Source organism: Janthinobacterium sp. BJB304, assembly GCF_002735765.1.
Classification (GTDB): domain Bacteria; phylum Pseudomonadota; class Gammaproteobacteria; order Burkholderiales; family Burkholderiaceae_D; genus Janthinobacterium.
In genome coordinates this window covers 104,716-117,990 of sequence record NZ_PDZN01000006.1, presented here as the reverse complement: position 1 = coordinate 117,990, position 13,275 = coordinate 104,716, and the positions used below count along the sequence as shown (strand labels likewise).

Annotated in this window: 11 protein-coding genes; 10 read left to right on the top strand and 1 reads right to left on the bottom strand. The window is 61.9% G+C overall.

Annotation, left to right across the window (positions count from 1 at the left end):
- Window positions 1-29 precede the first annotated feature (29 nt).
- Entirely contained in the window at window positions 30-1,568 is a 1,539-nt protein-coding gene (gene ilvA / locus CSQ95_RS09165; protein WP_070221646.1) for a threonine ammonia-lyase, biosynthetic, read from the bottom strand.
- A 201-nt stretch (window positions 1,569-1,769) separates the two neighbouring features.
- Between ilvA and CSQ95_RS09160 the strand changes: the two genes are divergently transcribed.
- The 10 genes from CSQ95_RS09160 to ubiB all read left to right on the top strand — a co-directional run bounded on the left by CSQ95_RS09160 (window position 1,770) and on the right by ubiB (window position 13,261).
- A complete protein-coding gene (locus tag CSQ95_RS09160; protein ID WP_046682119.1) occupies window positions 1,770-2,261 on the top strand; it encodes a YqaA family protein in 492 nt (163 codons plus the stop codon).
- Between the two features lie 269 nt (window positions 2,262-2,530).
- Window positions 2,531-6,571: a DUF3683 domain-containing protein gene (locus CSQ95_RS09155; protein WP_099409268.1), complete on the top strand. Its 4,041-nt coding sequence runs from the start codon at window positions 2,531-2,533 to the stop codon at window positions 6,569-6,571.
- Window positions 6,568-7,020 carry an HIT family protein gene (locus tag CSQ95_RS09150; protein ID WP_099409267.1) on the top strand — a complete coding sequence of 151 codons (453 nt, stop codon included), beginning with the start codon at window positions 6,568-6,570 and terminating at the stop codon, window positions 7,018-7,020. The genes CSQ95_RS09155 and CSQ95_RS09150 overlap by 4 nt, the downstream gene beginning before the upstream one ends.
- Before the next feature lie 9 nt (window positions 7,021-7,029).
- Window positions 7,030-7,482 carry a gamma-butyrobetaine hydroxylase-like domain-containing protein gene (locus CSQ95_RS09145; RefSeq protein ID WP_099409266.1) on the top strand — a complete coding sequence of 151 codons (453 nt, stop codon included), beginning with the start codon at window positions 7,030-7,032 and terminating at the stop codon, window positions 7,480-7,482.
- Window positions 7,483-7,576: 94 nt separating this feature from the next.
- Window positions 7,577-7,921 (top strand): YciI family protein, encoded by a 345-nt coding sequence (locus CSQ95_RS09140; RefSeq protein ID WP_099409265.1) that lies wholly within the window; start codon window positions 7,577-7,579, stop codon window positions 7,919-7,921.
- A 2-nt stretch (window positions 7,922-7,923) separates the two neighbouring features.
- Complete coding sequence (locus CSQ95_RS09135; protein ID WP_099409264.1) at window positions 7,924-9,165, top strand: RNA polymerase sigma factor; 1,242 nt, start codon at window positions 7,924-7,926, stop codon at window positions 9,163-9,165.
- 29 nt (window positions 9,166-9,194) lie between these two features.
- The gene (ubiE, locus tag CSQ95_RS09130) at window positions 9,195-9,929 is read left to right on the top strand and encodes a bifunctional demethylmenaquinone methyltransferase/2-methoxy-6-polyprenyl-1,4-benzoquinol methylase UbiE (RefSeq protein ID WP_034753359.1); all 735 of its coding nucleotides are present in this window, start codon (window positions 9,195-9,197) and stop codon (window positions 9,927-9,929) included.
- A gap of 31 nt (window positions 9,930-9,960) precedes the next feature.
- Entirely contained in the window at window positions 9,961-10,902 is a 942-nt protein-coding gene (locus CSQ95_RS09125; protein WP_099409263.1) for a Tim44 domain-containing protein, read from the top strand.
- A gap of 152 nt (window positions 10,903-11,054) precedes the next feature.
- Window positions 11,055-11,693 carry an SCP2 domain-containing protein gene (locus CSQ95_RS09120; RefSeq protein ID WP_257217999.1) on the top strand — a complete coding sequence of 213 codons (639 nt, stop codon included), beginning with the start codon at window positions 11,055-11,057 and terminating at the stop codon, window positions 11,691-11,693.
- Complete coding sequence (ubiB, locus tag CSQ95_RS09115) at window positions 11,690-13,261, top strand: ubiquinone biosynthesis regulatory protein kinase UbiB (RefSeq protein ID WP_099409261.1); 1,572 nt, start codon at window positions 11,690-11,692, stop codon at window positions 13,259-13,261. Before CSQ95_RS09120 ends, ubiB begins: the two co-directional genes overlap by 4 nt.
- Window positions 13,262-13,275 lie beyond the last annotated feature (14 nt).

Below are 13,275 nucleotides of genomic sequence, written 5' to 3'. Positions count from 1 at the left end.
TGCATTCCGATCGCGAAGCGACTGACCTGTTATTGCCCGAGGAACAGCTTATATACAGGATTGCTGCTCTCATCCCAATAACGGTAACCGAGGGTATCGAGGAAGCGGGCGAATTCTCCCATTTCATCGGGCGGCACTTGCAGGCCGATCAGGATGCGGCCCACGTCGCCGCCCTGGCTGCGGTAATGGCACAGGGAAATATTCCAGTTCGGCGCCATGCTGTCGAGGAAGCGCATCAGTGCGCCCGGGCGTTCGGGGAATTCGAAGCGGTACAGCAGCTCGTCCTGCGCCAGCCGGCTTTTGCCGCCCACCAGGTGGCGGATGTGCGACTTGGCCAGCTCGTCGTGCGTCAGGTCGAGGGTCTTGAATTCGTGTTCCTCGAAGGTCTTCGCCAGCACGCTGGATTCATGCCTGTCGGCAATTTGAATGCCGACGAACACGTGCGCCGCTTTTTCATCGCTGATGCGGTAGTTAAATTCCGTCACGTTGCGCGCGCCGATGAGGGAGCAGAAACGCTTGAAGCTGCCCCGCTGTTCGCGCATGGTGACGGCGAACACGGCTTCGCGGAATTCACCCAGCTCGGCCCGTTCCGCCACAAAACGCAAACGGTCGAAATTCATGTTCGCGCCGCTGGCGATGGTGACCAGGGTTTCATTGTTGACGGGGTGCTTGGTCAGGCTAGCCCGTTCCACATAGGCCTTGGCGCCCGCGATGGCCAAGGCGCCGGACGGCTCCAGAATGCTGCGCGTATCCGTAAACACATCCTTGATGGCGGCGCAGATGGCGTCCGTGTCGACCGTGATGATTTCATCGACATACGCCTGCACCAGGCGGAAGGTTTCCTCGCCGGCCAGGCGCACGGCCGTGCCGTCGGCGAACAGGCCCACGTCGTTCAGGGTCACGCGCTCGCCCGCCTTCAGCGAGCGGGCCATGGCATTTGAATCGACGCTTTGCACGCCGATGATCTTGATGTCGGGGCGAATCTGTTTTACGTAGGCAGCAATGCCGGCGATCAAGCCGCCGCCGCCGATGGGCGCGAAGATGGCGTGGATGGGACCGGCGTGCTGGCGCAGGATTTCCATGCCGATCGTGCCCTGGCCCGCGATCACGTCCGGGTCGTCGAACGGGTGCACGAAGGTCAGCTTCTGTTCCTTTTCCAGAGTCAGCGCATGGTTGTAGGCATCCGTGTACGACTCGCCGTGCAGCACCACTTCCACGTTCACGCCGCCGCGCCCTTTGACCGCCTCGACCTTCACCAACGGCGTGGTGGTCGGCATGACGATGACGGCACGGCAACCCATGCGGGCGGCAGACAGGGCCACGCCCTGGGCATGGTTGCCGGCCGAGGCGCAAATCACGCCGCGCTTGCGTTCCGCTTCGCTGAGCTTGGACATCTTGTTATAGGCGCCGCGAATCTTGAAGCTGAACACGCTTTGCATGTCTTCGCGCTTGAAGTAAATCTGGTTGTTCAGGCGCTGCGACAGGGCAGGGGCCAGTTCCAGCGGCGTTTCGGTGGCGACGTCATAGACGCGGGCGGTCAGGATTTTCTTGAGGTAGTCGATGTTCATAGTCTGCAAGCAAGTGATTCTGGGCCAGAAAGGGTCTGGAGCGTGTCTGTCGATAGCGGCGGCGCGGCGGCGGATAGCCTGGCGACAATAATGCTCTGTGGAACTGCGGGCGGGTCTGCCTTTGCCAGGCGGCGCGATGTGTGCGGCGCCCAGGCTGCTCTTCATTATAATGGAGAGCCTTACCGCATCGCGAAGTGTTCCATGATCGAATCCGCAATCGCCTGGCTGCTGCAGCTGATCGCAGCACCGGAAGTCGGGCTGACATCGGTCTTTCTGATCAGCTTTATTTCCGCCACCCTCTTGCCGCTCGGCTCGGAGCCGGCCGTGTTTGCCGTGATCAAGGCCAATCCCGCGCTGTTCTGGGCCGCCATCGGCGTCGCCACCCTGGGCAATACCCTGGGCGGCATCGTCGACTACTGGCTCGGCTACCGGGCAAAGCAAGCGTTCGCCAAGGAGCGCGACACGCGCTGGTTCCGCTGGCTGGCCCGCTATGGCGCCAAGACCATGCTGCTGGCCTGGCTGCCCCTCGTGGGTGACCCCCTGTGCACCCTGGCCGGCTGGCTCAAGCTGCCGTTCTGGCCCAGCGTGGCCTACATGGCCATCGGCAAATGCGCGCGCTACCTGACCATGACGGGCTTGCTGCTGTACGTCCCCGATGGCGTATGGCACCGGATTGGACAAATGCTGGCCTGATACCGTACAAAATCGTGCGCGATGCAACGCTCATTTGCCCCATTTTTGGGCAGTTCGATAGTTTGTAGCAGAGTCTGATTTTTGGCATTTTTGCGTCAAAAAATCCATGAAACTGGTTTTTTATTCATGTAAAAGTAGGCTTTCCCGTATTTGCTATGGCGACGGGTGCGGTGCTTAAACCTTAGGCTGCCTAAGGCTGTTCCGGCATGGTGCGGCGCAATAAGATAAAATGGGTCTTTAGGGTCCAGTCCACATCGTCACCACACTCCATGAACGCTCCCGCACATATCCAAGCTTTACTGGCAGAAACGCCGAATGGTCCCGCAGCAAGCCGCCTGCGCGAAATCCCGTATAACTACACGTCGTTTTCCGATCGCGAGATCGTCATACGCCTGTTGGGGGAGGACTCCTGGCGCCTGCTCGACGAGCTGCGCGGCGCCCGCCAGACGGGCCGCTCGGCCCGCATGCTGTACGAGGTGCTGGGCGATATCTGGGTCGTGCGCCGCAACCCCTATCTGCAGGATGACTTGCTCGACAACCCGAAGCGCCGCCAGGGCTTGATCGACGCCCTGCATCACCGTCTGGCCGAAGTCGACAAGCGCCGCCTGTCCATCGATGCGGCCGGCGGCGACGTGGCCGCCAGCGGCGAAACGCCGGAAGTGGCGCAGGCGCGCAGCCATAACGTCGAGCTGCTGCTCAAGGCAGCCAGCAAGGCCGTGGCCGATTTCGGCGACGAATTCCGCAAGACCTACGACTTGCGCAAGCGCACGGTCAAGGTGCTGGGCCGCTACACGGAAAAGCACAATGTGCGCTTCGACGGCATGACGCGCGTGTCGCACGTGACGGATGCCACCGACTGGCGCGTGGAATACCCGTTCGTCGTGCTCACGCCCGACACGGAAGAGGAAATGGCCGGCCTGGTCAAGGGCTGTATCGAGCTGGGGCTGACCATCATCCCGCGCGGCGGCGGCACCGGTTACACGGGCGGCGCAATTCCCCTGACGCCGATGTCGGCCGTCATCAACACGGAAAAACTGATCACCCTGGGCGCCGTGGAAATGACGGTCTTGCCTGGCTTGACGCACGAATACGCGACGATCAATTCGGGCGCCGGCGTGATCACGAACAAGGTCTCGGAAGCGGCGGAGAAGGCCGGTTTCGTGTTTGCCGTCGACCCGACCTCGGCCCACGCCTCTTGCATCGGCGGCAACGTCGCCATGAATGCGGGCGGCAAGAAAGCCGTGCTGTGGGGCACGGCGCTCGACAACCTGGCCTCGTGGCGCATGGTCGACCCGAACGGCGACTGGCTCGACGTCACGCGCCTCGACCATAACCTGGGCAAGATCCACGATATCGCGCTGGCACGCTTCCAGCTGGAATGGCGTCATCCGAGCACGCGCGACGCGACAAAACCGAACGCGCCGTTCAAGACGGAAATCCTGGAAATTCCTGGCCGCAAGTTCCGCAAGGAAGGTCTGGGCAAGGACGTGACGGACAAATTCCTCGCCGGCTTGCCGGGTATCCAGAAGGAAGGCTGCGACGGCCTGATCACGTCGGCGCGCTGGATTCTGCACAAGATGCCGAAATTCGCCCGCACCGTCTGCCTGGAATTCTTCGGCCAGGCGCGCGACGCGATTCCGTCTATCGTGGAAATCAAGGATTACCTCGATGGCTTGCCGGCGAAAGGCGAGCAATACACGAGCATCCGCCTGGCGGGCCTGGAGCATCTGGACGAGCGCTACCTGCGCGCCGTCGGCTACGCCACCAAGTCGAAACGGGGCGTGCTGCCGAAGATGGCCCTGTTTGGCGACATCGTCGGCGACGATGAAAACGCCGTCGCGCAAGCGGCGTCGGAAGTGGTGCGCATCGCCAACACCCGCGTGGGTGAAGGTTTTGTGGCGGTCAGCCCCGAAGCGCGCAAGAAATTCTGGCTCGACCGTGCCCGCACGGCGGCGATCGCCAAGCACACCAATGCCTTTAAAATCAATGAAGACGTCGTGATCCCGCTCAATCGCATGGGCGAATACACGGATGGTATTGAACGCATCAATATCGAGCTGTCGATCAAGAACAAGCTGCAACTGGCGGAGGCCCTCAGCGAATTCTTTGCCAAGGGTAATTTGCCAGTAGGCAAGAGCGACGATGCGTCCGACGACCGCGTCGACGATGCGGAAATGCTGGGCGACCGCGCCGAGCAGGCGCAGCAGTTGCTGGCGCAAGTGACGGCACGCTGGACCTATCTGCTGGCCCAGCTGGACCGTCCGCTGGCGGACGTGAAGGGCGAACTGGCCGAACTGGGCATGGAGCGCTTGCTGCCCGTGTTCGATGCACGCCTGGAAACGCAGCCGAACGCCACCCTGTTCGACGTGGTGCAGGACCGCACCGTGCGCATTACCTGGAAGCAAGAGATTCGCGCCCAGCTGCGCCAGATCTTCAACGGCGCCGCTTTCAAACTGATCCTCGACGAGGCCACCGCCATTCACGCGCGCATCCTGCGTAGCCGCGTGTTTGTCGCGCTGCACATGCATGCGGGCGACGGCAACGTGCACACGAACTTGCCCGTCAACTCGGACAACTACGAAATGCTGCAGGACGCCCACGAAGCCGTGGGCCGCATCATGATCCTGGCCCGCTCGCTCAATGGCGTCATTTCCGGCGAGCACGGTATCGGCATCACCAAGCTGGAATTTTTGACGGAAGAAGAGATCGGCGACTTCCGCAGCTACAAGCAGCGCATCGATCCGGAAGGCCGTTTCAACAAGGGCAAACTGCTGAACCTGCCGGGCATGGGCGCCGACTTGCGCAATGCCTATACACCATCGTTCGGCCTGATGGGACACGAATCGCTGATCATGCAGCAAAGCGATATCGGCGCCATCGCCGACAGCGTCAAGGATTGCTTGCGTTGCGGCAAGTGCAAACCCGTGTGCTCGACCCACGTGCCGCGCGCCAACTTGCTGTACTCGCCGCGCGACAAGATTTTGGCGACCTCGTCCTTGATCGAAGCCTTCCTGTACGAAGAGCAGACGCGCCGCGGCATTTCCATCAAGCATTGGGAAGAGTTCGAGGACGTGGCCGACCACTGCACGGTCTGCCATAAATGCGTGACGCCTTGCCCGGTGAACATCGACTTCGGCGACGTGTCGATGAACATGCGCAATTTGCTGCGCAAGATGGACAAGAAGAGCTTTAATCCGGGCACCAAGGCGACGATGATGTTCCTCAACGCCACCGATCCCGTGACCATCAACGCCACGCGCAAGGTCATGATCGGCTGGGGTTACAAGGCGCAGCGCCTGGGCCATGATTTGCTGAAAAAATTTGCCAAGAAGCAAACCAAGGCGCCGCCGCCATCGACGGGCAAGCCGCCCGTCAAGGCGCAGGTGATCCACTTCATCAACAAAAAGATGCCGGGCAACCTGCCGAAGAAATCGGCGCGCGCGCTGCTCGACATCGAAGACGACAAGGTCATCCCGATCATCCGCAATCCGAAGACGACCACGGCCGATACGGAAGCCGTGTTCTACTTCCCCGGCTGCGGTTCGGAACGTTTGTTCTCGCAAGTGGGCCTGGCCACGCAGGCGATGCTGTGGGAAGTGGGCGTGCAGACGGTCTTGCCGCCTGGCTACCTGTGCTGCGGTTATCCGCAGCGGGGCGCGGGCGAGTTCGACAAGGCTGAGAAGATGATGACGGACAACCGCGTCCTGTTCCACCGCATGGCCAACACGCTCAACTACCTGGACATCAAGACGGTGCTGGTGTCGTGCGGCACCTGCTACGACCAGCTGGCCACGTACCAGTTTGAAAAGATTTTCCCCGGCTGCCGCATCATGGATATCCATGAGTATTTGCTGGAGAAAAATGTCAAGCTGGAAGGCGTGAACGGCACGCGCTATATGTACCACGAGCCATGCCACAATCCGATGAAGCTGCAGGAATCGGGCAAAACCATCAACTCCTTGATCAGCACGGTCGATAACGTGAAGATCGAGAAGAATGACCGTTGCTGCGGCGAATCGGGTTCCTTGGCCGTCACGCGTCCCGATATCTCCACGCAAGTGCGTTTCCGCAAGGAAGAAGAGATGGTCAAGGGCGCCGACAAGCTGCGCGGCGACGGTTTTACCGGCGACGTCAAAATCCTCACCAGCTGCCCGTCGTGCCTGCAAGGCTTGTCGCGCTACAATGACGATTCGGGCACGACGGCCGATTACATCGTCGTCGAGATCGCCAAACACTTGCTGGGAGAGAACTGGATGCCCGATTACGTGAAACGCGCCAATGACGGCGGCATCGAACGGGTGCTGGTGTGACGTCCTCGACCTGCGATCTGTGCAACTTGCTCGATGGCTTTGCCAAGAAGCAGGGCTGTGAGGCCTTGCTGTGGCGCAGCGAACGCCTGTCCGTGGTGGCCGTCGACGACCCTGCCTATCCCGGCTTTTGCCGCGTGATCTGGAACAAGCACGTGAAGGAAATGACGGATTTGACGCCGGGCGAGCGTAACTACGTGATGGAAGTCGTGTGGCAAGTCGAGCTGGCCGTGCGCGAAGTGATGGGGCCGGAAAAGGTCAACGTGGCCAGTTTCGGCAACATGACGCCGCACGTGCACTGGCATGTGATCCCGCGTTACCGCGACGATGCGCATTTTCCGAACCCCAGCTGGGCGGTGGTGCAGCGCGAGACGGCGCCCGAGGTGCTGGCGGCGCGCCGCGCCCTGTTGCCGGCCTTGCGTGAGGCCATCATTCAACGTTTATCCGCATAAAGTATTGTCATGACCGAAAAAACAGCAACACCCCAACCGACCGGCTTGACCGTGCACAACCAGTCGCGCGTGCTCGACGTGGCTTTCGATGATGGCAGCACATTTGCGCTGCCGTTCGAATACCTGCGCGTGTACTCGCCCTCGGCCGAAGTGCAGGGCCATGGCAAGGGCCAGGAAACCTTGCAATTAGGCAAACGCCTGGTCGGCATCACGGGCCTGGAGCCGGTCGGCAATTACGCCGTGCAGCCCACCTTCAGCGACGGCCACAATTCCGGCCTGTACACCTGGGCTTATCTGTACAAGCTGGGCGCGGAAAAGGACAAACTGTGGCAAGCCTACCTTGACCAGCTGGCGGCAGCTGGCTACCCGGGCGACAGCGGCCGCGACGCCAAGGCCGACATGACTGTCAAGCAATCTTCCGGCGGCCACGTGCATGGACCCAGCTGCGGCCATAAGCATTAATTAAAAATAATGCGGTAATCTTGTCGGATTGCCGCCGCCCCATTCGTCGTATGAATGCCCGCGCTTGCGGGCATTTTTCTTTGGAGAAGAGACTATGGAATACATGATCCTGATCTACGCCGATGAATCCCGTTATGAAACCATGCCGGAAGGGCAGATGGCCAGCCTGATGGCCGACTTTGCCAGCTACACGCAAGCGCTGGAAGCGGCCGGCGTGCTGCGCAGCGGGGCCGAGCTGGCACCGGTGGGCAGCGCCACTTGCGTGCGTGTGCAAAATGGCAAGCCCGTCATCACGGACGGGCCGTTCGCGGAAACCAAGGAGCAGCTGGGCGGCTACTATCTGCTGGACTGCGCCAACCTGGACGAGGCGCTGGCCTGGGCCGGGCGTTGTCCGGCGGCTTCCCTGGGCACCATCGAAGTGCGGCCCGTCACGGCCTGAGCATGGCCGGCGACGCCGTTACGGCCGTCGAGCACGTCTTTCGCCAGGAAAAGGGCAGGGTGCTGGCCGGCCTGATGCGGCGTTTCGGCGACCTGGGCCTGGCGGAAGATGTGCTGCAGGAAGCGTGCCGCAAGGCGCTGGAGCTGTGGCCGCGCACGGGCATCCCCGACAATCCTGCCGCCTGGCTCAGTGCCGTGGCGCGCAACGCGGCTCTCGACCACGTACGCCGGGCGGGCAAGAGCGTCAGCGATGCCGAGGCCGTGCTGTCCTGCGTGCCGGCTGCCGTGGTGGAAGAAACGCAGGCCATCGAAGACGACCGCTTGCGCCTGCTGTTCATCTGCTGCCATCCCGCGCTGGCGCCCGAGGCACAGGTGGCGCTGGCTTTGCGCACCCTGTGTGGCCTTTCCACAGGCGAGATCGCGCGCGCCTTCGGCGTGGCGGAAGCAGCCCTGTCGCAGCGCTTGTTGCGCGCCAAACGCAAGATCGCCGAAGCACGCATTCCCTTCGAGTTGCCGCCGGAGCAAGAACTGCAGCCGCGGCTGGTGCAAGTACTGCACGTGATTTACCTGGTGTTCAGCGAAGGCTATTGCGCCAGCGGCGGCGACACGTTGCTGCGCGCAGACCTGTGCGCGGAAGCGCTGCGCCTGGGGCGGCTGCTTGACAGCCTGCAGCCCGGCCAACCGGAAGTGCAGGGGTTATTGGCCCTGATGCTGCTGCAGGCGTCGCGCGGCCCGGCCCGCCTCTCGCCCGAGGGCCAGTTGCTGACACTGGAAGAGCAGGACCGGCGCCTGTGGGATGGCGAGCTGATGGCGGAAGGGCTGGCGTTGCTGGAGCAGGCGATGGCCGTCCGGACGCCCGGGCCGTACCAGTTGCAAGCGGCGATTGCCGCCCTGCACGCCCGGGCGGCAATCGCCAGCCAGACGGACTGGCGCCAGATCAGCGCCCTGTATGGCGCCTTGCTGCGGCACAAGCCGGAACCCATGATTTTGCTCAATGCCGTGATCGCCTGCGCCATGGCGCATGGCGCTGTACACGGGCTGGCGTGGCTGGCGCGGCTGGAAACCGTGCCCAGCCTTGCCAACTCGCATTATCTGCACGCGGCCCGGGCCGACTTGCTGCGCCGCCAGGGTGACCGGCCCGGGGCGCTGGCAGCGTATGCGCGGGCGGCCATGCTGGCGTCGAATGCAGTGGAAAGGCAATACCTTCTCCGGCGTCACGGGGAAATGCGCCTGCCGCTTGTATAATGCTCCCAAGTTCAAACAGACTGCCTACCATGACCAATACGACCCATTTCGGATACAAAACAGTTGCAGAAGACGACAAAGTGCGCGAAGTCGCCAAGGTGTTCCATTCCGTCGCTGCCAAATACGACGTGATGAACGACTTGATGTCGGGCGGGCTGCACCGTCTGTGGAAGACGTTTACCATCGCCAACGCGGGCGTGCGCCCCGGTTTCAAGGTGCTCGACATTGCCGGCGGCACGGGCGACCTGTCGAAGGCGTTCGCCAAGCAGGCGGGCCCTACGGGCGAAGTCTGGCTGACCGATATCAATGAATCGATGTTGCGCGTGGGCCGCGACCGCCTCTTGAATCGCGGCTTGCTCACCCCCACCTTGTTGTGTGACGCGGAAAAACTGCCATTCCCCGATAATTATTTCGACCGCGTCAGCGTGGCCTTCGGCCTGCGCAACATGACGCACAAGGACGTGGCGCTGGCGGAAATGCGCCGCGTGCTGAAACCGGGCGGCAAGCTGCTGGTGCTGGAATTTTCCAAGGTGGCAGCGCCGCTGCAAAAGCCGTACGACCTGTATTCGTTCTCGGTCTTGCCGTGGTTCGGCCAGAAAATCGCCGGCGACGCGGAAAGCTATCGCTATCTGGCCGAATCGATCCGCATGCACCCGGACCAGGAAACCTTGAAGACCATGATGGAAACGGCGGGCCTGGAGCGCGTGCAGTACTACAATTTGACGGCAGGCATTGCCGCTTTGCACACCGGTATCAAGATGTAATGCATCAACGTTGGTGATTTTAGGAGATGGAATGAAATTGAAGAAATTTATGGTCGGCATGATGCTGGCCGCGACCACGGTATCCATGCTGGGCGAGGCGCTGGCCCGTCCCATGGGCGGTGGCCGTTCGTTTGGCCGCCAGTCGCAAAACGTGGGCCGCCAGGCGCCCGCACCGGCACCAACCCCGGCGCCGGCCGCCGCGCCGCGCCAGGCGCAGCCTGCGCCAGCTCCCGCACCGGCACCTGCCGCCAAGGCACCGAGCCGCTGGAAGGGCTTGCTGGGCGGCGCCTTGCTGGGCCTGGGCCTGGGCGCCTTGCTGTCGCACTTTGGCCTGGGCGGCGCCCTGGCCAGCATGATCAGCACCCTGCTGATGGTGGCTTTGCTCGCTGGCGTGGCCTTCTTCATCTACCGCATGGTGCGCGGCAAGCGCGACAACAATACCAGCGGCAATGCACCGTTCGCCGGTTTCGGCAACCAGGCTGCACCGGCCGGCAATGTGCCCGACATCGGTTCGCGCATTCCACCGCTGCCGCCGCTGCAACCCGTCTCGTCCGGCGTCGGCCTGGACAAGCCGGCACCGGCTGCCGCGCCATGGGGCGTACCAGGCGACTTCGACAAGGAAGCCTTCCTGCGCCACGCGAAAAGCAATTTCATTCGCCTGCAAGCGGCCTGGGACAAGGCCGACGTCAACGATATCCGCGAATTCACGTCGCCGGAAGTGTATGCGGAACTGCGCATGCAAATCCAGGAACGGGGTGCGCAGCCGGACTTTACGGACGTCGTCACCATCGATGCCGAATTGCTGGGTATCGAGACGAGCGTCAACGATTACCTGGCCAGCGTGAAGTTTACGGGCCTGATCCGTTCGGCGCCGGGGGCGGCAGCGGAACCGTTCGCGGAAGTGTGGAATATGTCGAAACCCGTCAGCGGCAACAGCGGCTGGGTCCTGGCAGGCATCCAGCAATTGAATTAATTGTCAAAACTTGCTGAATAATGGCTTAAGTTCATGCGCAATGCATGATGCTTGACAGATATTTCCTGCTGAACTGGTAAGATCGAAACCGCCCGCGTTGTTGTACGGGCGGTTTTTCATTTTTAGGGGCGCGTTTGGCGCGCACGCACACGATGGCACCACTTTCCGATCTCTCCCTGATGACGCCCGTCATCGCGACTATCAACCATTTGCTGGCGCAAGAGCCGTGGGCGCGCCAGCAGCTGGCCGTGCACGCCGGCAAGCTGGCCTGCATCGACACGGGCGCCGTGGCCTTGCGCCTGCGCGTCGACAGCGCAGGCATGCTGGAGGCGGCACCGGCCGACATGCCGGCCAACGTCACCATCCGCGTCAAATTGTCCGATGTGCCGCTGATCCTGCAAAACCGCGAGCGGGCGTTTTCCTACGTCAAGATCGAAGGCGATGCCGAGTTTGCCAATGCGATTTCGCAATTGAGCAAGGGTTTGCGCTGGGAAGCCGAGCACGACCTAGAAAAGGTCGTCGGTCCCATGCTGGCCACGCGCCTTGTTTCCGGTGCGAAAGATGCCGCCGCCTTTGTGCGTACGGGCCAGCAAAAGCTGGCAGAAAACGTGGCCGAATACTTTCTCGACGAACAGCCCATGCTGATCCGTCCTTCTACCCTGCAAGAGTATTCCGCTGGCGTGACGCGCGTGCGCGATGACGTCGAACGCCTGGCCAAGCGCCTTGCCCGGCTGGAAAAGGCGGCCGCCGCCGTCCAGCCGCAGTCCTCCTCACCGGATTTGTCTACATGATATTGAAATTCCTGCGCCTGTTTAAAATCATCCGTGTTTCCATCAAGTACGGTCTGGATGAGATAGCGATTTCTGGTCTGCAAGTTCCCCGCACCGCCAAATTGATCGACACCCTGATTTTCTGGCGCGACCTGTCGTCGCCACGGGGCTTGCGCCTGCGCCTGGCGCTGGAAGAGCTGGGCCCGATTTTCGTCAAGTTCGGCCAGGTGCTGTCGACCCGGCGCGATTTGATGCCGCCCGATATCGCCGAAGAACTGGCGCGCCTGCAAGACCGCGTGCCGCCCTTCGATTCCGACCTGGCCATCGCGCAGATCACCAAGTCCCTCGGTGCGCACCCCGATCAACTGTTTGCCCGCTTCGAGCGCGAGCCGGTGGCGTCCGCATCTATTGCCCAGGTGCACTTTGCCACCTTGAAAGACGGCCGCGAAGTGGCCGTGAAGGTCTTGCGTCCAGGCATGAAAAAGCTGATCGACGAAGATGTGGCCCTGATGCACATCGCCGCCGACTGGACCAGCCGCCTGTGGGCCGACAGCAAGCGCCTGAAGCCGAAAGAGGTGGTGGGCGAGTTCGACAAATACCTGCACGACGAGCTGGACCTGATGCGCGAGGCGGCCAACGCCAGCCAGCTGCGCCGCAACTTCGCCAACTCGGACTTGCTGCTGGTGCCCGAAATGCACTGGGATTACTGTTCCAGCAGCGTCATCGTCATGGAGCGCATGTACGGCATCCCCGTGTCGCAGACGGACCGCCTGGTGGCGGCCGGCGTGGACTTGCGCAAACTGTCCAGCGATGGCGTGGAAATTTTCTTCACGCAAGTGTTCCGCGACGGCTTTTTCCATGCGGACATGCACCCGGGCAACATTCTCGTGTCGATCGCGCCCGACTCGTTCGGCCGCTACATCGCGCTCGACTTCGGCATCGTGGGAACCTTGAACGACTACGACAAGGATTATCTGTCGCAAAACTTCCTCGCCTTCTTCCGCCGCGACTACAAGCGCGTGGCCGAGGCGCACATCGAATCGGGCTGGGCGCCGAAGGACACGCGCGTCGACGAGCTGGAAGCGGCCGTGCGCGCCTGCTGCGAGCCGATCTTCGACCGCCCGCTGAAGGATATTTCTTTTGGGCAAGTATTGCTGCGGCTGTTCCAGACCTCGCGCCGCTTCAACGTGGAAGTGCAGCCGCAACTGGTGCTGCTGCAAAAGACCCTGCTCAATATCGAAGGCCTGGGCCGCCAGCTGGACCCGGAACTGGACCTGTGGCAAACGGCCAAGCCCTACCTGGAAAAATGGATGAGCAACCAGGTGGGGCCGCAAGGCTTCATGGAGCGTTTGCGCGCGGAGGCGCCCCGTTATGCGCACATTTTCCCGCAACTGCCGCGCTTGCTGCACCAGGCCTTGACCGTGCATGGCGAACCGCGTGAAAACGACGTGGAATTGATGAAAACCTTGCTGGCGGAGCAACGCCAGACGAACCGCTTGCTGAGTTTTATCGTGTACTTTGTCGGTGCCTTCGCGCTCGGCGCGCTGGGCTTGCAAGTGTTCATGCGCTGGCATCAACTGCCGTTTTAACTGGATCAGGACGT

Excerpts from the sequence above, each read along its gene's own strand:
- ilvA (WP_070221646.1), bottom strand. The coding sequence starts at position 1,568 with ATGAACATCGACTACCTCAAGAAAATCCTGACCGCCCGCGTCTATGAC.
- CSQ95_RS09160 (WP_046682119.1), top strand. The coding sequence starts at position 1,770 with ATGATCGAATCCGCAATCGCCTGGCTGCTGCAGCTGATCGCAGCACCG.
- CSQ95_RS09155 (WP_099409268.1), top strand. The coding sequence starts at position 2,531 with ATGAACGCTCCCGCACATATCCAAGCTTTACTGGCAGAAACGCCGAAT.
- CSQ95_RS09145 (WP_099409266.1), top strand. The coding sequence starts at position 7,030 with ATGACCGAAAAAACAGCAACACCCCAACCGACCGGCTTGACCGTGCAC.
- CSQ95_RS09140 (WP_099409265.1), top strand. The coding sequence starts at position 7,577 with ATGGAATACATGATCCTGATCTACGCCGATGAATCCCGTTATGAAACC.
- CSQ95_RS09135 (WP_099409264.1), top strand. The coding sequence starts at position 7,924 with ATGGCCGGCGACGCCGTTACGGCCGTCGAGCACGTCTTTCGCCAGGAA.
- ubiE (WP_034753359.1), top strand. The coding sequence starts at position 9,195 with ATGACCAATACGACCCATTTCGGATACAAAACAGTTGCAGAAGACGAC.
- CSQ95_RS09125 (WP_099409263.1), top strand. The coding sequence starts at position 9,961 with ATGAAATTGAAGAAATTTATGGTCGGCATGATGCTGGCCGCGACCACG.
- CSQ95_RS09120 (WP_257217999.1), top strand. The coding sequence starts at position 11,055 with ATGGCACCACTTTCCGATCTCTCCCTGATGACGCCCGTCATCGCGACT.
- ubiB (WP_099409261.1), top strand. The coding sequence starts at position 11,690 with ATGATATTGAAATTCCTGCGCCTGTTTAAAATCATCCGTGTTTCCATC.